The organism is Marinobacter sp. MA (assembly GCF_048298425.1).
GTDB classification, from domain to species: Bacteria; Pseudomonadota; Gammaproteobacteria; order Pseudomonadales; family Oleiphilaceae; genus Marinobacter; species Marinobacter salsuginis.
Window position 1 is genome coordinate 3,491,288 of sequence record NZ_CP103058.1, and the last position, 20,647, is coordinate 3,511,934.

At 56.5% G+C, this 20,647-nt stretch carries 18 protein-coding genes; 11 read left to right on the forward strand and 7 right to left on the reverse strand.

What is annotated here, in order from left to right; translation table 11 throughout:
* Positions 1 to 137 precede the first annotated feature (137 nt).
* The 3 genes from NUW46_RS16215 to NUW46_RS16225 all read left to right on the forward strand — a co-directional run bounded on the left by NUW46_RS16215 (position 138) and on the right by NUW46_RS16225 (position 5,346).
* The gene (locus tag NUW46_RS16215; RefSeq protein WP_418140689.1) at positions 138 to 2,414 is read left to right on the forward strand and encodes a stalk domain-containing protein; all 2,277 of its coding nucleotides are present in this window, start codon (positions 138 to 140) and stop codon (positions 2,412 to 2,414) included.
* A 74-nt stretch (positions 2,415 to 2,488) separates the two neighbouring features.
* Positions 2,489 to 3,829, forward strand: a complete 1,341-nt coding sequence (locus tag NUW46_RS16220) for a hypothetical protein (protein WP_418140690.1) — start codon at positions 2,489 to 2,491, stop codon at positions 3,827 to 3,829.
* Positions 3,830 to 3,936: 107 nt separating this feature from the next.
* The gene (locus tag NUW46_RS16225) at positions 3,937 to 5,346 is read left to right on the forward strand and encodes an aldehyde dehydrogenase family protein (RefSeq protein WP_418140691.1); all 1,410 of its coding nucleotides are present in this window, start codon (positions 3,937 to 3,939) and stop codon (positions 5,344 to 5,346) included.
* 63 nt (positions 5,347 to 5,409) lie between these two features.
* Here the strand turns inward: NUW46_RS16225 and feaR are convergent, their stop codons facing one another.
* Positions 5,410 to 6,324 carry a transcriptional regulator FeaR gene (gene feaR / locus NUW46_RS16230; RefSeq protein ID WP_418140692.1) on the reverse strand — a complete coding sequence of 305 codons (915 nt, stop codon included), beginning with the start codon at positions 6,322 to 6,324 and terminating at the stop codon, positions 5,410 to 5,412.
* A gap of 261 nt (positions 6,325 to 6,585) precedes the next feature.
* On the opposite strand from feaR, the gene NUW46_RS16235 reads away from it, so the two are divergent.
* On the forward strand, positions 6,586 to 7,239 hold the full coding sequence (locus NUW46_RS16235) for a cation transporter (RefSeq protein ID WP_418140693.1): 654 nt from the start codon (positions 6,586 to 6,588) through the stop codon (positions 7,237 to 7,239).
* On the opposite strand, the gene NUW46_RS16240 is transcribed toward NUW46_RS16235, so the two are convergent.
* Positions 7,236 to 8,153 carry an AEC family transporter gene (locus NUW46_RS16240; RefSeq protein WP_222465325.1) on the reverse strand — a complete coding sequence of 306 codons (918 nt, stop codon included), beginning with the start codon at positions 8,151 to 8,153 and terminating at the stop codon, positions 7,236 to 7,238. The two genes, NUW46_RS16235 and NUW46_RS16240, sit on opposite strands and share 4 nt — an antisense overlap.
* Before the next feature lie 174 nt (positions 8,154 to 8,327).
* Here NUW46_RS16240 and NUW46_RS16245 point away from each other — a divergent pair, with 174 nt between their 5' ends.
* The gene (locus NUW46_RS16245; protein ID WP_418140694.1) at positions 8,328 to 9,035 is read left to right on the forward strand and encodes a Crp/Fnr family transcriptional regulator; all 708 of its coding nucleotides are present in this window, start codon (positions 8,328 to 8,330) and stop codon (positions 9,033 to 9,035) included.
* A gap of 93 nt (positions 9,036 to 9,128) precedes the next feature.
* Here NUW46_RS16245 and wrbA read toward each other — a convergent pair whose 3' ends face one another.
* Positions 9,129 to 9,728 carry an NAD(P)H:quinone oxidoreductase gene (gene wrbA / locus NUW46_RS16250; RefSeq protein WP_069181822.1) on the reverse strand — a complete coding sequence of 200 codons (600 nt, stop codon included), beginning with the start codon at positions 9,726 to 9,728 and terminating at the stop codon, positions 9,129 to 9,131.
* 166 nt (positions 9,729 to 9,894) lie between these two features.
* On the opposite strand from wrbA, the gene trhA reads away from it, so the two are divergent.
* Positions 9,895 to 10,584, forward strand: coding sequence for a PAQR family membrane homeostasis protein TrhA (trhA, locus tag NUW46_RS16255; protein WP_209400215.1), 690 nt, complete (start codon positions 9,895 to 9,897; stop codon positions 10,582 to 10,584).
* Here trhA and NUW46_RS16260 read toward each other — a convergent pair whose 3' ends face one another.
* Positions 10,585 to 11,148 (reverse strand): Yip1 family protein, encoded by a 564-nt coding sequence (locus NUW46_RS16260; RefSeq protein ID WP_418140695.1) that lies wholly within the window; start codon positions 11,146 to 11,148, stop codon positions 10,585 to 10,587. It lies immediately after the preceding gene.
* A 73-nt stretch (positions 11,149 to 11,221) separates the two neighbouring features.
* Here NUW46_RS16260 and NUW46_RS16265 point away from each other — a divergent pair, with 73 nt between their 5' ends.
* The 3 genes from NUW46_RS16265 to NUW46_RS16275 all read left to right on the forward strand — a co-directional run bounded on the left by NUW46_RS16265 (position 11,222) and on the right by NUW46_RS16275 (position 14,844).
* Complete coding sequence (locus tag NUW46_RS16265; RefSeq protein WP_418140696.1) at positions 11,222 to 12,379, forward strand: NnrS family protein; 1,158 nt, start codon at positions 11,222 to 11,224, stop codon at positions 12,377 to 12,379.
* Positions 12,380 to 12,633: 254 nt separating this feature from the next.
* Entirely contained in the window at positions 12,634 to 14,265 is a 1,632-nt protein-coding gene (locus tag NUW46_RS16270) for an antiporter (RefSeq protein WP_136631283.1), read from the forward strand.
* Between the two features lie 162 nt (positions 14,266 to 14,427).
* A complete protein-coding gene (locus tag NUW46_RS16275) occupies positions 14,428 to 14,844 on the forward strand; it encodes a globin (RefSeq protein WP_209400203.1) in 417 nt (138 codons plus the stop codon).
* Positions 14,845 to 14,937: 93 nt separating this feature from the next.
* Here the strand turns inward: NUW46_RS16275 and NUW46_RS16280 are convergent, their stop codons facing one another.
* A complete protein-coding gene (locus NUW46_RS16280) occupies positions 14,938 to 16,440 on the reverse strand; it encodes an MFS transporter (RefSeq protein ID WP_418140697.1) in 1,503 nt (500 codons plus the stop codon).
* Between the two features lie 47 nt (positions 16,441 to 16,487).
* Complete coding sequence (locus NUW46_RS16285; RefSeq protein ID WP_069181828.1) at positions 16,488 to 16,949, reverse strand: universal stress protein; 462 nt, start codon at positions 16,947 to 16,949, stop codon at positions 16,488 to 16,490.
* 310 nt (positions 16,950 to 17,259) lie between these two features.
* On the opposite strand from NUW46_RS16285, the gene NUW46_RS16290 reads away from it, so the two are divergent.
* Complete coding sequence (locus tag NUW46_RS16290; protein ID WP_418140698.1) at positions 17,260 to 18,582, forward strand: MFS transporter; 1,323 nt, start codon at positions 17,260 to 17,262, stop codon at positions 18,580 to 18,582.
* Positions 18,583 to 18,669: 87 nt separating this feature from the next.
* The gene (locus tag NUW46_RS16295) at positions 18,670 to 19,128 is read left to right on the forward strand and encodes an EVE domain-containing protein (RefSeq protein ID WP_418140699.1); all 459 of its coding nucleotides are present in this window, start codon (positions 18,670 to 18,672) and stop codon (positions 19,126 to 19,128) included.
* Positions 19,129 to 19,152: 24 nt separating this feature from the next.
* On the opposite strand, the gene NUW46_RS16300 is transcribed toward NUW46_RS16295, so the two are convergent.
* Complete coding sequence (locus NUW46_RS16300; RefSeq protein ID WP_418140700.1) at positions 19,153 to 20,505, reverse strand: hypothetical protein; 1,353 nt, start codon at positions 20,503 to 20,505, stop codon at positions 19,153 to 19,155.
* Positions 20,506 to 20,647 lie beyond the last annotated feature (142 nt).

Consider the following 20,647-nt stretch of genomic DNA (forward strand, 5'->3'; position numbering starts at 1 on the left):
CTCTCGGCATTGAAATGATATTTCTATGTCTTACAGATGCACGGTTAGGTTCGCCCGCCCCTGGAAAAGCCGGGTTGGTATTGGTAGCTCGGCTGAACTGTTTCTCATGAACACAGCAAACATTGTCAGGAGTCATTATGTACAAGAATAAACTCGCACTCTCGGTCGCTCTGGCCTCGTCGTTGTTCGTTGCCAATCCGGCGGCTTTCGCGCATGGAGGCTCAGCGGAGTACATGCCAGTCTCGAAAGCGCTGATTTCATCAGGTGCCCACTACCAACTGAGCCAGGACAAAAGCGAATTACTCGTCACTTCTGGAGACCGCGAATTCCGGGTCCCTCTGGGCGAAAAGACCGCCTTTTCCAATGGCGACCAAATTGAATTATCTGCTCCTGTAAAGCAGCACGATGGCGAAATTCTCGTAGAGAGGAGTTTTGCCAATGACCTGTTTTCCGGCCACGTTTCCCAAAACCTGAGGATTGGCAGTAAAGCCCATCCGCTGGATCCGTTATCCGCAGAAGAAATCACCACTGCAGCAAATGCAGTAAAGGCTTCCAAGCACTGGAAAGACACCATTCGCTTCACACAGATTCGACTCGCCGATCCCAGTAAAGAAAAAGTCTGGGAGTGGTCATTTGGTGAAGGCCACGACTTCTCACGTCAGGCCATTTTTACGGTCGTGGATGGCAGGAAAGTCTATGAGGGCACTGTTGATCTCGACTCAGAGTCAGTGGTTGCCTGGAAACACATTGAAGATGCCCACGGCATGGTGACCTTCGATGACTTCCTGGCCGTTCAGGAAATTGTCTCGAACAGCGAGGCCTACAAGAAAGCACTGAAAAAACGAGGTATCGAAAACGTCGAAAACGTGGTCGCTACGCCTCTGACCGTTGGCTACTTCGGTGGAGACGACGGTCTTGAGCACGATCTAAAGCTTTTGAAAGTGGTGTCTTACCTCGACATCGGCGACGGCAACTACTGGGCGCATCCGATCGAAAACCTCGTGGCTGTCGTGGATCTGGAAAAAAAGAGCATCCTCAAGATTGAGGACGATGGCGTTATCCCCGTTCCGATGGCCCCCCGTCCTTATGATGGACGTAATCAGGAAACAATCGCTGATGTGAAACCGTTGATGGTGGTCCAGCCTGAAGGCTCCAACATCGCAATGTCCGGCAATACCATCCAATGGCAGAACTGGAATTTCCATCTAAAGCTCAATTCCCGCGTTGGCCCCGTCATTTCCACACTTACCTATAACGACCAGGGTGAAAAACGGAAAATCATGTACGAGGGGTCACTGGGTGGCATGATCGTGCCCTATGGCGATCCTGACGTGGGCTGGTACTTCAAGTCTTACTTGGACTCGGGCGATTATGGGATGGGCAACCTGACCTCGCCTCTGGTTGGCGGCGTCGACACCCCCAATAACGCGACTCTGCTGCCGGCGACCCTGGTCGATAACGGAGGCGAGCCCTTTACCATTCCCAACGCTATCGCAGTCTTCGAGCGCTACGCGGGGCCGGAATTCAAGCACACGGAAATGCTGGGCAGTAGCCCTGGCAACGAAAGCCGCGAACGAAGAGAGCTGGTTGTGCGCTGGGTAAGCACTATTGGCAACTACGATTACATGTTCGACTGGATTTTCATGGCCAACGGAAATATCCAGTTAACCGTCGGAGCGTCGGGCATCGAGGCGGTGAAGGCCGTGAAATCGCGCACCATCCATGATGAAACTGCCGAAGAAGATACTCGTTACGGCACCTTGATCGATCACAACATCGTTGGGACTACCCACCAGCACATCTACAACTTCCGACTGGATATGGATGTAGATGGCGAACAGAACAACCTCAAGGAAATCAATCCGGTAGTCGCGGAAAACACAGCGGGCGGCCCACGGAAGAGCGTGATGATTACCAATGAACGAGTTGTCTCCACAGAACAGGAATCAGTGCAGAAGTTCGACCCATCGACCGTGCGTCTGATAACCAACCCCAACAAAGAAAACCGAATGGGCTACCCGGTTGGCTACCAGATCATCCCATTCGCTGGTGGCACCCACCCCATCGCTAAAGGCGCTTTGTTCAGCGAGGACGAGTGGCTGTTCAAACGTGTCAGTTTCATGGACAAGCAGATATGGGTAACTCAGTACAAGCCAGAGGAGCGTTATCCGGAAGGCAAATACCCGAACCGGGCGAAAACTGACACGGGGCTTAAAACCTTTGTCTCGGACAACGAGTCTATCGAGAACGTCGATACGGTGCTCTGGATGACTACCGGTGCCACGCACGTAGCCCGGGCTGAGGAGTGGCCCATCATGCCGACAGAGTACGTCCACTCGATGCTCAAACCATGGAACTTCTTTGACCAGACCCCGACCCTGAATCTGCCCGAGCAACAGACGCCGGAGAACTGATTCGCTGAAAAAGGAACACCATCCAGGCAGGGAAGCCTGAACATAAAAAAACAGAGATACGGGAATCATAAGAGATGAAACATCAGCATTTCATGAAGAGCATTTTGTGCCTGGCGGTCGCCGGATTGTCGGCACCCGCTTCGGCCTACAACGTTTACAACCAGAACGGTACAGAATTGAATCTGGATATCGAGGCAGCTCTGGGTGTTTTTTCCAGCCAGGAAACCTACAACCTTGGCGCCAAAACCCAAGTCGGTGATTCGCAGTGGCAGGAGGGTTACATCAAGTATGGGCTTTCCGGCACCCAGGGTGTTGGCTCTGGCAGCCAGATATACGGCGCAGTGAATCTGGTCTCCTCAGGGACCTGGGGCGATGGCGATGCCGGAGGCATTACGTCCGGTAACGAGCGGGAAACCGATCTGGAAGATGCCTACCTCGGCTGGCGCTCCGGGACTCTGATCCCTGCGCTCGGCGAAGACGGTCTGGATCTTTCCGTAGGCCGCCAGCAGTTCGCCATCGGCGACGGCTTCCTGCTCAATAGCGACGCCCTGAATTTTGGCGATGCACTGAATGGCGGGGGCCTGGACTTTGACCGGGGAGGCGCCTACTGGCTTGCAGCCCGCAAGGCCTTTGACCAGACCGCCATTGCCCGTATTGGCGGCTCGGACGGCCTGCGTGCCGACCTTTTCTGGCTGGCCTCTGACAACAAAGCTCAGGCTGAGATGGAGCTTGCAGGTTTGAATGCGGAGTATGTGACTTCACAAGGCATCTTTGGACTGGCTTACATCGAAGGGTTGGACGTTGATGACACCTTTGCTCCGCTTCTGGGGTATGGATCAAGAGACGGGCAACAAACCACCAGCTTCCGTTATCAAGGAAATGCGGGTGTCGAAAATCTGTTCCTGTCCGCTGAGTTCGTCAATCAGGAAGCCGGAGAGGGCTCTGACGAGAATGCCAGAGCGTGGTACGCCGAGGCGGGCTGGACCTTCAGCGAGACCCGCTGGTCACCCAGCGTCAATTACCGATATTCGAGCTTCGATGAGGGCTTCGACCCGCTGTTTTTCGGCTTCAACCGGGGCTACGGAACCTGGTTTCAGGGTGAAGTCGCCGCCAACTACGCTGGACCGTTCAACTCCGATGCCTCCGTGCATCACGTGGGTCTGAAGGCAACTCCCTCAGAAACCCTGAGTATTGGCGCGCTCTTCTTCGACTTCTCTGACACCACAGGCGGTACAGGGAATCTGAACGCTCAGGAAGTAGATATCTATGCCGAATGGGTGGCAGCACCACACCTGATCATCAGCCCTCTCGTTGGCTTTTATATGCCTGACAAAAGTGCCGCCGAGGGGGGCAGCCAGATCGGCGGTAACGACACCAACGCTTACGCTCAAATCATTGCCATTGTTCCATTCTGATCCATCTCCATAAGCCGTGCCGGAGACTCTGCCCACGGACCAAACCATGGGCAGTTCTAACGGATTCTCAGTCTGGCTCTAACGAACACATTTGGGAGCGCATTGTTATGCAAACCTTTACAAATCTGGTGAATGGCAAGGCGGTTGAAGCAGCCGATCACCAGGAAATTTTCAATCCCGCCACTGGTGATTCTCTGGGGTTAGCGCCTCTGAGCAGCGAGCAGGATGTGAACGACGCCGTCATTGCGGCCCGCAAAGCACAGAAAATGTGGGCGAACACCAGTGATCAGGAACGTCAGGAAACGGTTACACGGGTAGCCGAGATACTCCAGGACAACTCGGAGTACCTGGCCCAACTGGTCACCCGCGAGCAGGGCAAACCTTTGGCTGGCCCTGGTTCCCGCTTCGAGATACAGGCATGCATCGGCTGGACACAGGTGCCAGCAGCATTGTCACTACCTCCGGAAACCGTCTACGAAGACGAAGAACGCAAAGACACACTCCACAGGGCGCCACTCGGGGTTGTGGCAGCGATTGCCCCCTGGAACTGGCCTCTGATGATTGCGATCTGGCAGATTATCCCCGCCATCCGCATGGGCAACACGGTGGTTCTGAAGCCGTCTGAATACACGCCGATTGCAACCCTGGAAATGGTCCGCCTGATCAATCAGGTGCTGCCTCCGGGTGTTCTGAATACCGTTTCCGGAGAGGGCCGCATCGGAGCTGCGCTGACCAGCCATCCCGACATCGACAAGATCATGTTTACGGGTAGCGAAGCCACAGGCCGTCGGATCATTGAGGCTTCTTCAAGAAACCTTGCACCGATAACGCTGGAGCTCGGCGGCAACGATGCTGCCATCGTGGTTCCCGGAACGGACGCCAAGGCCATCTCGGAGGGGCTTTTCTGGGGCGCATTCCTGAACATGGGCCAGACCTGCGCTTGCATAAAAAGGTTATACGTTCACGAAAACGACTACGACCAGGTGATTGCGGCCCTCAGCGACATTGCTCGAAAGATGCCCATTGGCGACGGCATGAACGATGCCAATCTGATCGGCCCGCTTCAGAATGAAATGCAATACAAGAAAGTAAAAGAGCTGGTCGACGACGCCCGGACCAATGGCTGCGACGTCATGGAATTCGGCGATACCCCTGAGAAAGGCTACTTTCTTCCAGTAACTCTGGTGGGCAACATCTCGGACGGGCAAAGGCTGGTAGATGAGGAACAGTTCGGTCCTGCTCTGCCCATAGTTCGTTACAGAAATCTGGACGACGCAATCGCGTCTGCCAACGGCCTCTCAGCTGCCCTGGGCGCATCAATCTGGGCTAACAGCCTTGAGGAAGCGGAACCCATCGCCCTGATGCTGGAAGCCGGGACCGTCTGGATCAACCAGCACGGTGCCATTCATCCTATGGTTCCTTTTGGAGGCAATAAAGCATCTGGCTATGGGGTCGAGTTCGGCCTGGAGGGGCTTAAAGCGGTCACCCAGCCCAGAGTCATCAGCATCAAGAAGTAAAGCGGCGGCGACACTGCGTCTTTCGGGAGCTGCCAGAATCAACGGCCTGACAGCTCCCCTTTTTCAAGACACTTGGTCCTGGCAGAAGCTTGAGGGTGTCATCCCAAAATGCTGCCTGAAAGCAGTGGAAAAGGCACTGGGGCTGGCAAAGCCGAAACGGTATCCGACTTCGGTCAGGTTCACTTTGCCCTTGGACGTCTTCAGGTAATCGGCACACATTTCCAGCCGCTGGGTCCGGATATACCCGGATACGGTCAGAGATCGGGCCGAAAACGCCCGGTAAAGTCCGCGAACCGATGTTCCAGTGGTGTTTGCTACCATCCGCGCGCTCAGCTCGGACTCTCCAATGTTTTCCCGTATGTACGAGGCGGCTTGCAGAAAGATACGCTCGCTGGGACTTTTCTGTCCCACGCTTCGGATCACGGAGGGTTTGATCAGCATGATCAGCGAGTCAATGATCGCGGCGCCTTCTTCCTCATCAAGACTGTCGTAATCAGCTGCTCCGCTAATTAACAGGTTCGCGACTCGGGCAATGTGACTATCGGAGGGAATGCGAACACCAAGCTCAATGCCTGACACATTCAATGTCCGCTCGATGATCGCGCGTGGCAGGATCAGGGAAATCTGCTCAGATTCATAATCATAGGTAAAGCTAAACGGAAGGGCGGAGTCTACCAGGACAATATCCCCTGCCTGCAGAATGGACCTATTACCTGCCTGCTCAACCCGCGACTTTCCTCGCAGCTGGAACACACAGAAGAATTCAGGGGTGACGCAACGACGGATTTCTGTTCGGCCCCGAACAAGCTGCGCTCCACGAATGGTAACGTGGGACATATCCAGTGCGCTGGAGCCCATTTTACTGATATTTCCGGAGAATTCCTGTTTGAGAGGTTCTGCCGAAAAAGGCCCACAAATCTGGTTTACATCACTGATCCAGCGATCAAATCGTAGCTTTGGGGAGGTGTCTGCAAGCATAACCGGCCTACCGAAATCGGCTTTTATGATTGTTTGCACAGAGATTGACCAGTTCCTTCGTATATGTCAAGAGCGCATATTTGGCGACATTGAGAGCACTTAGCAAGAAACTCGATACCCAATTGCCATTCTTTTTGGCATTTCTGAATCGCATCTTTCATCGTTCCAGAAACGATGAGTGCATGAAATTTTGTCGGTGAGGCTTGACCCTGTAGCAACTACAGGGTTTTCAATAGAGGCATCTGGACGAAGGAGGTCTTTATGGCGTGCAGTTGTTCTGCCCCCGAACCCAAATCCCCGGCCCCGGGCTTTCGCAAAGCGTTGTGGATTGCCTTGTGGGTGAACCTGGCCATGTTCGTCGTGGAAGGCATCGCCAGCCTTTCGTCCGGCTCGGTCTCACTAATGGCGGACGCCATCGATTTCTTCGGCGACAGCGCCAATTACATTCTATCCCTCACCGTGCTCTCCATGGGTATGCTCTGGCGCGGACGAGCTGCCATGGTGAAAGGCATTACCATGGCGGTGTTTGGCCTTGTGGTCTGGGCCAGGGCAGTCTGGGTGGTACAGGCCGGCATTACGCCTGAACCGCTGACAATGGGGGCCGTTGGCATGTTGGCACTCACCGCCAACATGGGTGTGGCCGCATTACTGTTCAAATTCCGTGAAGGCGACTCCGACATGCGCTCGGTCTGGCTGTGCAGCCGGAACGATGCCATCAGCAACATCGCCGTTATGGTAGCCGCCCTGGGCGTGTTCGGTACCGGAACCGCCTGGCCCGACCTGGTCGTTGCCGCGATCATGGGTACGCTGGCGATAACAGCCGGCATCAGTGTGGTGCGCCACGCCCGTAGTGACATCGCGGAAGCCAAGGCCTGCACTGTTGAGCCGGCAGCGGCAGGCTCAAGCAACCGTTAGAACGCCAGCGAAATCATCACCGGAATGAACGCCAGGGCAAACAGCGTGGTAAGCAGGACGGTACCCGCTGCCTGCCTTGGCGAGGTATCCAGCAACGTGGCAATAACCACGGTGTTGGCGGCAATCGGGGTGATCGAGATCAGGAACATGGCCTTGTGAACGGCCGGCTCGTAAATGCCCAGAACCGCGGAATCCACCCACCAGAACACGATAGCCACCAGGGGCCAGATCACAAACTTGCCGAAGAACGCCAGTGCCGTGAAACGGACATTACCCGCCAGGCCGCGAAAGCTGGTGATGCTCATGCCGATGATCATCATGCCCAGAATGCTGTAGGCGCCGCGCAGGTTATCGAACAGCGGCACGAAGATATCCGGAATACCAACACCGGCCAGGTTCAGGGCGACGGCCGCCAGGAAGGCGTATACCGACGGCAGTTTCAACACCCGCCAGAGCGCATCCTTGATGCTGTAGCGTCCTCTCGCCGCCAGATAGAAGCCCACGGAGTTCTCGAACAGCGTGGTGCCCAGCATGCACACGATATAGAGCCCGAGCCCCTCTTCGCCAAACAGCAACAAGGCGACCGGCACGCCGAAGTACCCGGTGTTGCCGGAGCCCACACACAGGGGAATGATGTTGGCACTGCCGTCATCAAGCACCCGCTTGGCCAGCTTTAATTGCACAATTCCCAGAACAGAAGAAATCCCGAATACCAGAAACGGCAGCAGGATGACCTCGGGAGAAAGCGGCGCCGCCATAACCCCTGAAAACACCACAGATGGTGTCACGATATAGAGCATTATGCCGGCAATATGACGACCACTGGCCTCAAGGTAACGACCGGCGACCCAGCCCAGGGCGACCGTCACATAAAGCGGAATAAGCTTGAAGAAAAGGGCAAAGGCTGCGGCCATCGGGACTCCGTGAGGAAAGGGGGTAACTTCCAGCAACAGGTGCCGGAGTCTATCACTGAATGTTCGTCAGATCGCGATATCGACTCAGTGAAAAAGCCTTAATGATTTAAGTCATTTCAAAAGATGCTTCTCTGATACCATAATTGACCGGACACTCGTAACAGGGTCATCGCCATGAACAGCATTTTCAGGCCAGACGTTTCCTCCGCCCCCTGCATGATGGGAGAAAACAACCCCGAGATTATCCAGCAGGACGCCGCACCTGAGTCGGCCGCCTTGCTGAATGGTCTCAGCCGGGTCTTTGGTATTCGCCTGGCGGGGCACGAGAATGATCCGGACGCACGGTTTCTGGCAGACCTCGCGCGGCTTTTTCATCTTTGTCGGGTTGATTCTGAGACCGCTCTGGAAAAACACGATAAACCCTGGGCAAACGTCTATCTGGTTCAGTACGGCATACTGCGGCTGTTCCGGGAAGCCCCCAGTGGCAAGGTGTCCGTGCACCATTTCTTTTCTGAAGGCGATATGGTCTGGCCGGTTTTTGGCCGTAGCCGAACCGTCAGAAATACCCTCTGCCTGACTTCAGTAACGCCGGTAACAGCGTGGGTTGCCGACTTCGCTGCCTTCCGGTCTGCAATCCAGTCTCACGGTGAGGGACTCTGGCCCCAGTTCGCCCTTGCCCTGACGGAAGAAATTGCCGAGCTGACCAGCATGAGAGAGTTCCGCAAGCACACCATGCCGGCAAGAGAACGATACAAGTTACTGCTTGAGGAATACCCGGAGCTGGTTAAACGGGTACCGGATAATCAACTGGCATCATGGCTCGGCGTCGTGCCAGCGACCTTTTCCCGGCTGAAAACCGCGAGTGCGAAAATTCGGCCATGAGGCGACACGCCAACCAGGCACAAGATAAAAAAGGGCAGCATGCTCTCGCCTGCTGCCCTGGAAAACGCTCAACGCTTTGGTAATGCTTCAGATTCAGCCGTGCAGTTTTACCGCCAGCTCGGCCACATGCTTGCCCTGGAAGCGGGCGATGGCCAATTCTTTCTCACTCGGCTGCCGTGAGCCGTCGCCCCCGGCGATGGTTGACGCCCCGTAAGGCGTTCCGCCATTCACTTCCGAGATGTCGAAAAACTCAGGGATACCATAGCCCAAGGGGACGATCACCATGCCGTGATGGGCCAGGGTGGTCCAGAATGAGCTGATGGTGTGCTCCTGCCCACCACCGGTGCCTGTAGAGGTAAACACGCTCGCCACTTTGCCGTGGAGTTTGCCCTCAGCCCACAGCCCACCGGTCTGATCGAGGAACGTCCGCATTTGACCGGCCATATTGCCGAACCGGGTCGGTGTGCCAAAAATCACCGCGTCGTATTCGGCCAGTTCTTTCGGGTCGGCTACGGGAGCTTGCTGGTCAGCCTTACCGCCAGCGCCCAGGAACGCCTGATCAGACATGGTTTCCGGCACCCGCTTGATCGTAACTTCGGCGCCATCAACCTCTTTCGCACCTTCGGCAATGGTATTTGCCATCGTCTCGATGTGGCCGTACATGGAGTAATAAAGAACAAGTACTTTTGCCATCTGAAAAACCTCCTCTGTCCGAATTCTGTTATACGCATGCTAACCAGCGGTGGACTCGAGAGAAATCGGAACTTTTCCGACAGGTCGTTCAGTTTTTCTGAACAGCTTCACAAGATGGTCACCATCAGCCATTGCGTACACGTGTACGCTCAAGTATTTTATGGACATGGCTTACAAGGAAGACCTCTCAGTGACAGCATCTGTATCCGCGACACAGAACATCCATCACCGCATTGAAGAGTGGCTGAACAGTGCCACCCACGGCCTGGGCGCCATATTGAGTGTTATTGGCACGATTGCGCTGATCGTGGGCGCCAGTCAGGTCGGGGATGCCTGGAAAATCGTGAGCTTCAGTATTTTCGGCGCTTCCCTGATTCTGCTCTACCTGGCGTCCGCCCTGTATCACGGTGCCCGGCGGCCAGAACTGAAAAGGGCATTCAAAACCCTTGATCATTGCGCCATTTTTCTGCTGATCGCCGGAACCTACACGCCGTTTCTGCTTGTGAACATGCGTGGAACGGTGGGCTGGACCCTGTTTGCCGTGATCTGGTCACTGGCGATCACCGGCGTGGTGCTGAAGGTGATTTTCAAGAACCGCTTCAAGCTCGCAAGGGTCGGCATCTATGTGGCCATGGGCTGGCTGATCACGTTCGCCTCTTCCGACCTGGTGGCCAACCTGAGTGAAACAGCCCTGAACCTGACGATCGCCGGCGGCGTTGTCTACACCGCCGGTGTCGCCTTCTATCTTGCCGACCGCATTCCCTACATGCATGCGATCTGGCACCTGTTCGTGATCGGCGGCAGCGCCTGCCACTTCAGTGCCATCTATTTTGGCGTGCTGCCGCACACGGTCTGATCAGAACGCCCAGACCATCGCCATCAGCACGCCCCACGCCAGCAGTGAAGCCGCCATCACGGTGTAGGTGGCGGACATGACCACGACATCGTTATCACTTCGCTCGCAGAATGACCGAACGCCCTGATAGACCAGAGCGCAGGACAGGAACAGTGCGGCAAACATGGCCACAACACTCACCGCCAGCACGGGCACCAGCAACGCCAGTGATGACAGCCAGAGCGGTAGCGGTGCGATTGCAGCCAGCAAATAGGCATCCTGATAACTGATTTTCAGTTGATGGCTGTCCATAACGGCGCGTATCAGCCAGCCCATCACGAAGAACGTGAGCAACTCTGCCAGGAACAGAATGGTAGTGATGAAGCGCCACTCCTTGTCTCCAAAGCCCTGCATAAAGGCGTCTCCATACTGCGTACCAGCATAGTAGAGCAGCACCGGCGGCAGAAACGACATAGGTACTACAACCACCCATGCCAGGAACGGAATGGACAGGTCCAGGCACCGCAGCTCTGACCAGGCGCCATTGCCGGAAAACGGTAGACGGGCAAGTTGTGTAATATTCATGATGCACCTTTAAAATGTATCCCGCGTTATTTTTACTGATAGTTACGGTACGCCGACGGGTCAAGGACACGAGATGACTTCAGACAACTCGGGCATGCCACGAAAGAACATCCATGCTTTCTGGCTGTTCTTCCCCGCCGCATCACTGTTCGCAGCATTGACGGTTCCCCTGTCGATTTTCAGCGTGCTGTCCGGGACAGGCTGGCCACCTGGATTACTGGGTGCAGGACACGGCCATGAATTGATCTTCGGCTTCGCCCTGGCTCTTGTCGCCGGCTACACGCTTGGTCCTCAACCGTACCGGGTGCTTACCGTACTCTTCGTACTCTGGTTACTCGCGAGGGTGAGCTGGATCCTGGCCCCGGAAAGTCTTGCAGCCCAGCTGTTAAGCCCGGCTTTCGCTCTCTTGCTGGCGCGCCACGCTGTCCCGAGATTTCAGGCAGCCAAAAAGTGGCGTAACCGGATTGCCGGCCCGCTGATTCTACTTCTCTGCCTGTTGTCGGCGGTTTTCTGGCTCGCCGGCAGCACAATGGCCGCAAGCGCATCGGCAATACCGGATAGTCGCCGGGTACTGACGATCGCGATTGTCGGCTTGCTGCTTCTGATGACGTTTATCGGGGGGCGCATCATCGCACCGGCCGTAGCGGGCACGCTGGAGAAGCAAGGCATTGCAATTGAGGCCCGGGTTCAGCCACAGGTTGAGGGAACCCTTCTGGCCACCTTGCTGCTGGCATTGCTATTGAGTTTTCTGCCAGTCGCGGCCCCGGCCGTTGGGCTTTTATTGCTGGCTGCGGGTTTTCTGATTGTGATTCGCACGGTTCGCTGGAAACTCTGGCATTGCCGGAACCGGCCAGACCTCCTGGTGTTGGCACTGGGCTACCTCTGGCTGGCTGCCGGTGCGGTTTTGAGCGGTCTAAGCCTACTGACAAGGAACGATCCTCTTGCTTCCATGCACCTGATTACCATCGGGGGCCTGGGCACGCTTTCCACCAGCGTCATGCTGCGCCTGGCCTGGCAGCGAGCCAGACGAACGGTGCCACCCGCCTGGCAGGTTGCTGCCCTAGCTTCAGGCATGGCCGTTGCTGCAATCGCTCGCCTCTTCGCAGGAAACACGCCGTTTCTCGAACCGACTGCTCTCTGGCTCTCAGCGGCGAGCTGGTCCTGCATCTATGGCCTTGTGGCGCTGCAGGTGGCTTTGCTGTTCAGACACGCCCAGAACCGGCGGAAATGATTGGCTACCTCTACTGCGCCGACAACCGGTTTGCCTACCCCCTTCGGAATATCACCGCTGCATCTTACTGATTTTTATAGCTTTTAAAGGGCAAAAACGGCATGAAAATAGCGCCTGAAAATCGACCACTCGCGCCGCATTCTTGTCCTTGAGCAATATCAAGAATTACTCCCCGCACTGCTTTGCACAATGGCACAAAGCCCTGAAGCCTCTGACCCGAGGCCACGGGTAACGCAAACCGAGGAGCACACATCATGGCCAACAGTACAGCGAGCGCCGGACAAATAGGCGCCAAGAACAGGACAAACGCTGACATCGAAAACTGGGATGTCGAAAGCGAAGAATTCTGGCAACGGGAAGGCAAGCGCATTGCGTCCCGCAACCTCTGGATTTCCATACCCAGCCTTCTGATGGGCTTTGCCGTCTGGCTGATGTGGGGAATGATCACCACCCAGATGAAAAACCTGGGGTTTCCGTTCAGCATTGAACAGCTGTTTACCCTGTCTGCGATTGCGGGTCTGTCTGGCGCTACTCTGCGGATCCCGGCCTCGTTCATGATCAAGATTGCCGGCGGACGGAACACCGTATTCCTGACCACCGCCCTGTTGATGATTCCCGCTGCCGGTACCGGCATTGCTCTGATGAATCCGGATACGCCGTTTATTGTCTTCCAGGCTCTTGCCCTGCTCTCCGGCATCGGTGGCGGTAACTTTGCCTGCTCCATGAGCAACATCAGCACCTTCTACCCGAAAAGCAAACAGGGCTATGGCCTCGGCATGAATGCCGGTCTCGGTAATTTCGGTGTTACCACCATGCAGGTGGTCATTCCGCTGGTAATGACCGCAGGTATCTTCGGCGCCCTGGCCGGTGACCCGATGCAGCTGCAAAGCCCCAGCGGTACGCTGATTGGTCGTATTGAGGCGGGAACCGATACCTGGATCCAGAACGCTGGCTTTATCTGGCTAGTTTTCCTGATTCCGTTGGCATTCGCCAGCTGGTTCGGCATGAACAACCTGAAAGTGGTTACTCCGAATCCCGGCAACCCGCTCTCGGCTTTCGGCAAAATTCTGGGTCTCTACGGGGTCGGTATTCTCGCCTCTATCGCTGGCGTCTGGGCCCTCAGCGTTATGAACATGTGGCTGGCTCTGCCGCTGACCATTGTGCTCACGCTGATCCTTCTGCGCCTTATCCCCGGGGACATAAAGCCCAACATCCAGAACCAGTTTGCGATCTTCAGCAACAAGCACACCTGGTCCATGACCGTGCTTTACATCCTCACCTTCGGCTCGTTCATCGGCTTCTCAGCTGCCCTGCCGCTGTCTATTACCGTTATCTTTGGCAACATGATGGAAGTGGCGGCCGATGGCACGGTCACCCGCGTAGTGAACCCGGATGCGCCGAGCGCACTCACCTGGGCCTGGATGGGACCGTTTGTAGGCGCGCTGATCCGTCCGGTGGGCGGCTGGATTTCCGACAAGGTAGGTGGCTCCATTGTTACCCAGATCATCTCGGTTGTGATGGTTGCAGCCTCTGTAGCAACCGGTTATGTGATGATGCTGGCCTACAACTCCACCGATCCGAACGCCTACTTTGCGCCGTTCCTGATCCTGTTCATCATCATGTTCGCGGCCAGTGGTATCGGTAATGGCTCTACCTTCCGCAGCATCGGTTTTATCTTCAACCAGCAGCAGAAGGGCCCGGTCCTGGGCTGGACCTCCGCGGTTGCCGCCTACGGCGCATTTATCGCCCCGCGGGTGATGGGCCAGGAAATCCAGGCCGGCACTCCGGAAGTGGCCATGTACGGGTTTGCGGTGTTCTATGCACTCTGCCTGGTGGTTAACTGGTGGTTCTACCTGCGCAAAAACGCGTACATCAAGAATCCCTGATAACAGGCCTCTTGTAACAACCGGCGCCCGTCAAAGGCGCCGGTTTTTTATGTCTGCTTTCCAGCGGGCCCTGTCTCCCCATCTGCACCGAATGACGCCCACGCCGGCAAATGCTAGATTCAGGATATTGGATTAATTCCCGACAAAGCCAGGGAGCCAGCCATGTCCTTCGAAGAGCTCTTCGATGCAAGCTACGAACGCGTGCTTCAGCCCCGCCCCGGCTTCCCGGACTTCTTTGAAGCCTTCTACCGCCGGTTCCTGATGGCTTCGCCGGAGGTGCGAGCATTGTTTCGCAATACCGATATGGCGGTTCAGCGGAGTATGCTGAAGAAATCCTTTTTCAGCCTGGTAGCGTTTTACGCCAGCGGCAACGTGGACGATGTTCTCCACCGGATTGCCTGCCTGCACAGTGCCCGCCACCTGAGTATCAAGCCCCACCTCTACGATCTCTGGCTGGACTGCCTGACGGATACAGTAAGAGCTTATGACTGGGAGTGCAGCGACGATACAGAACTGGCCTGGCGCCTGGTGCTGAGCCCTGGCATCACCTACATGAAATTCGGCTACGATCACTTTTGATCGACGGGCGCAAGCCTTATTAAGAGCGACTCAAACAAACGCAAAAAAGCCGCCGGGCAATGCCTCGGCGGCTTTCTCTTTGACAGCTACGGGTTAGCTGGTAGCGGCAGCCTGACGGCGACGCTCTTCTTCCTCGATTTGCAGATCCACGGAAGACACGTGATATTCCTCGGAGAACCCGCTTTCCGGCTCTTTCAGCCACATCATGCACAACAACCAGCTTATAAACGCACCGCCGGCAATGATGTAGAAGAACTGGGTCGGGGTTACGAAGGTGAAGATAGTCAGGTAAACCACCGCACCCACGTTGCCATAGGCGCCCGCCATCCCGGAAATCTGGCCGGTTAGACGCCGCTTGATGGAGGGGATAATGCCGAAGGTGGCGCCTTCTGCCCCCTGCACGAAGAAGGAGGTGAATACAGTAATGCCCACGGCAATGATCAGCGGCCAGTTGGAGTTCATCAGGCCCATGAGTGCGAAGCCGACGGAGATGCCGAACATGTAGCTGAGCATCACGAACCGGCGGTTACCCATTCGATCTGATACCAGGCCACCCATGGGGCGCGCCACCAGGTTCACGAAGGCAAAGGAGGCAGCGATAAGGCCGGCAGCGGTCGCGCTCAGGCTCCAGGTTTCCTCGAAGAACATCGGCAGCATGGAGACTACCGCCAGCTCGGCACCAAAGTTGGCGAAGTAGGTACTGTTCAGAGCGGCAACGCTGTTGAACGGGTACTTGTCATCTTCGGGCACGCCTTTCTTCAGGATCGGCACATTCACCCGCAGGATCTGGATAATCTGGTAGGTCACGATGGCCACAATAACCGCGTAGCAAATAGCGGCGCCGGCGGCGCTCAGATAGCCCATGTTCTCGATGCGCCATACCAGGATGGCCAGGACACCCACCAGGGGAATTGTCCAGAGGATCAGCTTGATCATGTCGCCCCAGCTACTGACTTCCAGCGCTACTGCCTTGCGGGGCTTACGGTGGACTGTGCCGGCCGGGCCGTCGGTAATCGCAAACCAGTAATACACGCCATAGGCCGCCATAACGATTGCACTCTGGGCGATGGCCCAGCGCCAGCCGTCCTCACCGCCATACATGTGCAGCGCGATGGTGGGCAGGGTAATGGCCGCAGCGGCAGAACCGAAGTTGCCCCAACCGGCATAGAAGCCCTCGGCAAAACCGATGTCTTTGGGCTTGAACCACATGGCGGTCATGTGGATACCGACCACGAAGCTGGCACCGATAGAGCTGAGCACCAGACGGCTGACCAACAGTTGCGTCATGGTATTACCAAAGGCAAACACCAGAGCCGGGATGGACATCAGGACCATCAGAACGGAAAACACCCGACGGGGACCAAAACGGTCCAGGGCCATGCCCACGATGATCCGGGCAGGAATGGTCAATGCCACGTTACAGATGGCAAACAGGCGAAGGTCATCGGCGGTCAGCCAATTGACGCTTTTGAGCATGCTCGATGCCAGCGGCGCCATGTTGAACCACACGTAGAAGGTAATAAAGAATGCAATCCAGGTCAGGTGCAGTGCCCTGACTTCCGGATTCTTGACGTGGAAAACGTCTGCGACTTTCATGTCAGCCTCCCTGGGCTTTCAGATTCAGAAACGGTTGCTGGCCAGACTCAACGGCTGGGCAGAATAAGAAGCGGGCACTGGATGCGGCGGGCAAGGAATGAGCTCACGCTGCCGAAGGTCATGTAATCCAGTTCGTCCACGAAATAGGTCAGTGAGCGGGCGATGAAGCCACCGTCGGGCTCATGGCTGTGGCGCGCGATAACCAGCATGTCCGGGTGGACCTTCTTTTCCGCGGCGAACAGCAGCATTTTTCTGGGGTCGCCCTCCAGAAGCATGTTCTCGGCTGAAATCTGTTCCTGGTCACATAACTCCATGGCCTCGGCCAGGTGCTTTTTGAGTTCTGAAACCTCTTCCTGGAACAGGTCTTCGTTGCCGGAAGTGATGTCCCGCGGATTCTCGGCCACTGCAACCAGGGTGATTACAGGTTTGAGATCACGGAACATGGTGATGGTCTGAGCCAGTGCCAGCCTGGCATTTCGCGAGCCGTCGTAGGCAATCATGATTTTCATTTCTGGGTTCTCCCGAGGGCGTTTCCGGCCCCCTCTCAAAGGCGATTTCAAAAGGCATCCATTGATATCTGTCAGCATTAGCCCACACTCTGGTGGCGCCCATAATTGACGTATATCAACCCTTTCAACGCGTACCCCACGAGAGAAATCAAGGGCCTATCCCCTGCGCGCCAAAACCCTCAAATTGCCTACCACCACTGCACCCAGCAGGAGGTACCTCCAATGCCCCGCATGAAAAAACCCTGTTTTTGGTATGGTTTCAGAGACGCTTTCAGACAGCTCTCGATGGAGATGAGAAAGGAGGGGGAACATGGCCACTAGCCCATCAAAACCCGAGCAATACCGCGCGCTGGGTTTATCCACGTTCGCTTTCACTCTGTGCTTTGCGGTCTGGACCATTTTCTCCATCATCGGGATTCGCATAAGCGAAGATCTCGGGCTCTCGGATACCCAGTTGGGTCTGCTGATGGCGACGCCGATTTTGACCGGCTCAGTAAGCCGGCTATTCCTGGGCATATGGACAGACCGGTATGGCGGTCGCTGGGTATTCGGCATTCTGATGCTGACCACCGCCGCCTGCGTGTATCTGCTCACCTTCGCTACGACCTACCTCATGCTGTTGATCGGTGCCCTGGGTGTGGGCCTGGCAGGCGGGGCTTTCATCGTGGGGGTGGCCTACACGGCGGCCTGGTTTGAACCGGAGCACCAGGGCACAGCGCTGGGCATTTTCGGGGCGGGTAACGTGGGCGCGGCGGTGACCAATTTCGGGGCCCCGTTCCTGCTGGTGGCGTTCGGTTGGGAGAGCACGGCGCAGATCTATGCCTCGGTGCTGGCAATCATGGGGATCGTTTTCATCCTGTTGGCCAAGGAAGATCCCCTGGCCGCAGAGCGGGCCGGCAGCAAGTCCAAGACCTTCATTGAGCAGATGGAACCCCTGCGGGAACTGAGGGTCTGGCGTTTTGCCCTGTATTATTTCTTCGTGTTCGGCGCCTTTGTGGCTTTGGCACTTTGGCTGCCGCACTTCCTGATTGGCGTATACGGCCTGGACATCAAGACCGCGGGCATCATTGCCGCGCTTTACACCATCCCGGCTTCCCTGTTCCGGATTCTGGGCGGCTGGATGTCAGACCGTTTCGGCGCCCGCCGGGTCATGTACTGGACCTTCGGCGCCTCGGTTCTGTGCACGTTTCTGCTGAGCTATCCGCCCACCGATTACGTGGTCCAGGGCATTGATGGCGATATCCGCTTTACCCTGGCCATGAACCTGCCCATGTTCGTGGCGCTGATCTTTATCCTCGGATTCTTCATGTCCCTCGGCAAGGCAGCCGTGTACAAGCACATTCCGGTCTACTACCCCATGCACGTCGGCGCCGTAGGGGGCGTGGTTGGCATGATTGGCGGGCTTGGAGGGTTCATCCTGCCACTGACCTTCGGCGTACTGAACGACCTTACAGGCATCTGGCAGAGCTGCTTTATGCTGATGTTCGTGATCGTGGCAGCTGCCCTGGCGTGGATGCACTACGCAATCCGTTCTGCCGAGCGGGTGGAGTGGGCCGCAAACGAGGAAAGAACCGACCTCCCGGAACTGGCCTCGCCACAGCTGTTTTATCCGCTTAACCGCAAAAAGCCCTGACCGGGCATGACCCTGCGCCTCTGTGCCCCCTCTCCGGGGGCTTTTTTTGGCTTATAATTCAGGCGAATTCAGCGATGGGAGGACTCAATGGCTAAGTGGCTGGTTAAATCAGAGCCCGCGGAATGCGGCATCGAGGATTTCGCCAAGGCGCCAGACGGGATTATCCCGTGGGACGGCGTACGCAACTACCAGGCCCGCAACTTTCTGGCCCGCATGACAGAAGGCGACGAGGTCTTCCTGTACCACTCCAGCTGCAAACACATCGGGATTGCCGGTATCGTCAGGGTTGTTCGCAGCGCCTATCCCGACCCCACCCAGTTTGACCCGGAATCGCCCTACCACGATGCCAAGAGCACGAAGGAAAAGCCTCGCTGGCAGGCTGTAGACATGAAGTACGTCCGCACGCTGCCAAAGCTGATCCCACTGGATGAGCTGAAATCCATGGCCGGGCTCGAAAACCTGCCTCTGGTGCGCAAAGGTAACCGGCTTTCCGTCATGCCGGTGAGTGAAGAGGAATGGCAGATCATCCTGAACCAGGCTGGCTGAGATCCGGGATCTGCCTCCTACCAATCACTCGTCGTGCGGAATGGGATCCGGGCTCCGGTCCCAGCCTACCAGAGCCAGGGTTGCCACCACGCCGATCAAAAGCCCCATCCACGGTTCGAAGAAAGCCAGAGCAGCGCCAATCAGAACCACCGTGCCCCGGGAAGCATTGTCCCTTGGAATCGACATGGCAATGTAGGCACAGGCAAAGCCGGTCAGCACCAGGGTCAGCGACAGAGCGACGCCCAGCAGCGGTTTTAGCCCGGTCAGCAGCGGCAGGAGGAAGAAAATGAACGGCAGGCCCATCAGGTAGTAGGAGGCAAGGCCACTGTGCAGGCTGTTCATAGCCTTCGGCCCCTGCTTCCAGCGCTGCACCACGATCACGTGTACGCCGGTCCAGACCGCGCCCTGGGTCGGGAAGAACGGCGCAACGATGCCCATGATGGCGTTGCGGATCGACAGCGAGAAGTGGGTACGATTGAGGTTGATATCCACGTGTTCGTCCTTGCGCACCTTCAAACCGTCCCTAAGCACTTCGTTCCCCGTGACCAGGTCGCCGAACAGGATGATGTAGGCAATCAGCGCCAGCGGAATACTCTGGAGAATCATCTCCTGGGACGGCCAACCTATCGCCAAAGGCGAAACCTTCGCCAAGGCTTCGCCCAGCGGTGGCACCAGGATTCCCCACTGGATATCGAAATCTACCTCACCGACTAACGGCCCGACGATGGCCGCAGCCAGAAAACCTGGTAGCAGGCCCAAGGCTCCTAGCATGAAGAAGAATCGGCTGCGCTCCTTGAGCTTCTGCATTGGAATCGAGAAGGTGAAGATCAGGCAAATCGCGCAAGCAAGCCCCGTGGCAATGGGTTGCTCAAGCAGAAAGCGTTCGGCATCGTCGACGAACACCCGCTTGAGCGCCGCAATCGAGGCGCCCAGGATAATGCCCGCCTTGAGTGTGTCGGGCAGCCAGATCACGAAACGCCGGCCCAGGCCGGTTATTCCCAGAAACAGCACAAGGGTGGCAAATACCAGGCTCAGCGCGGTCATTGCCTGGAACCGGCTGACCGGGTCCTCATAGCCCCCTATGACGAACGCCAGGATCAGGGGCAAGGCCGGGGTAATCCAGCCTCCCGCGTAAGGCTCACCAAAGACGATCACCGCCGAGGCGATCAGGGAGGCGTGAATCATGGACAGCGCGACGGCCTCTTCAAAACTCAGGCCAAAGAAGGCGGTCATCACCGGGATCAATGCCAGGCCTGTGGCGGCAGAAACAAACAGCCCCTGCAGGAACTCGGACCAGCACAGGCGCGTGTGGTAAAACGGCACGCGGAAGGTAAACGGCCCCCAGCGCCAGCCGGCTAACTCCGGTCTGTCTTCCATGGAATGTCACTCGCTTTTTGGTTTTATTTTCGGTGACCTGATTATGGGAAGGGTTTCCGGATCGCACGAATGAATATTTCTGATCAAGCTGAATAACTCATACTTATTACGTATCTCCGCGTCGCCCCCAGGGACGCGCGAC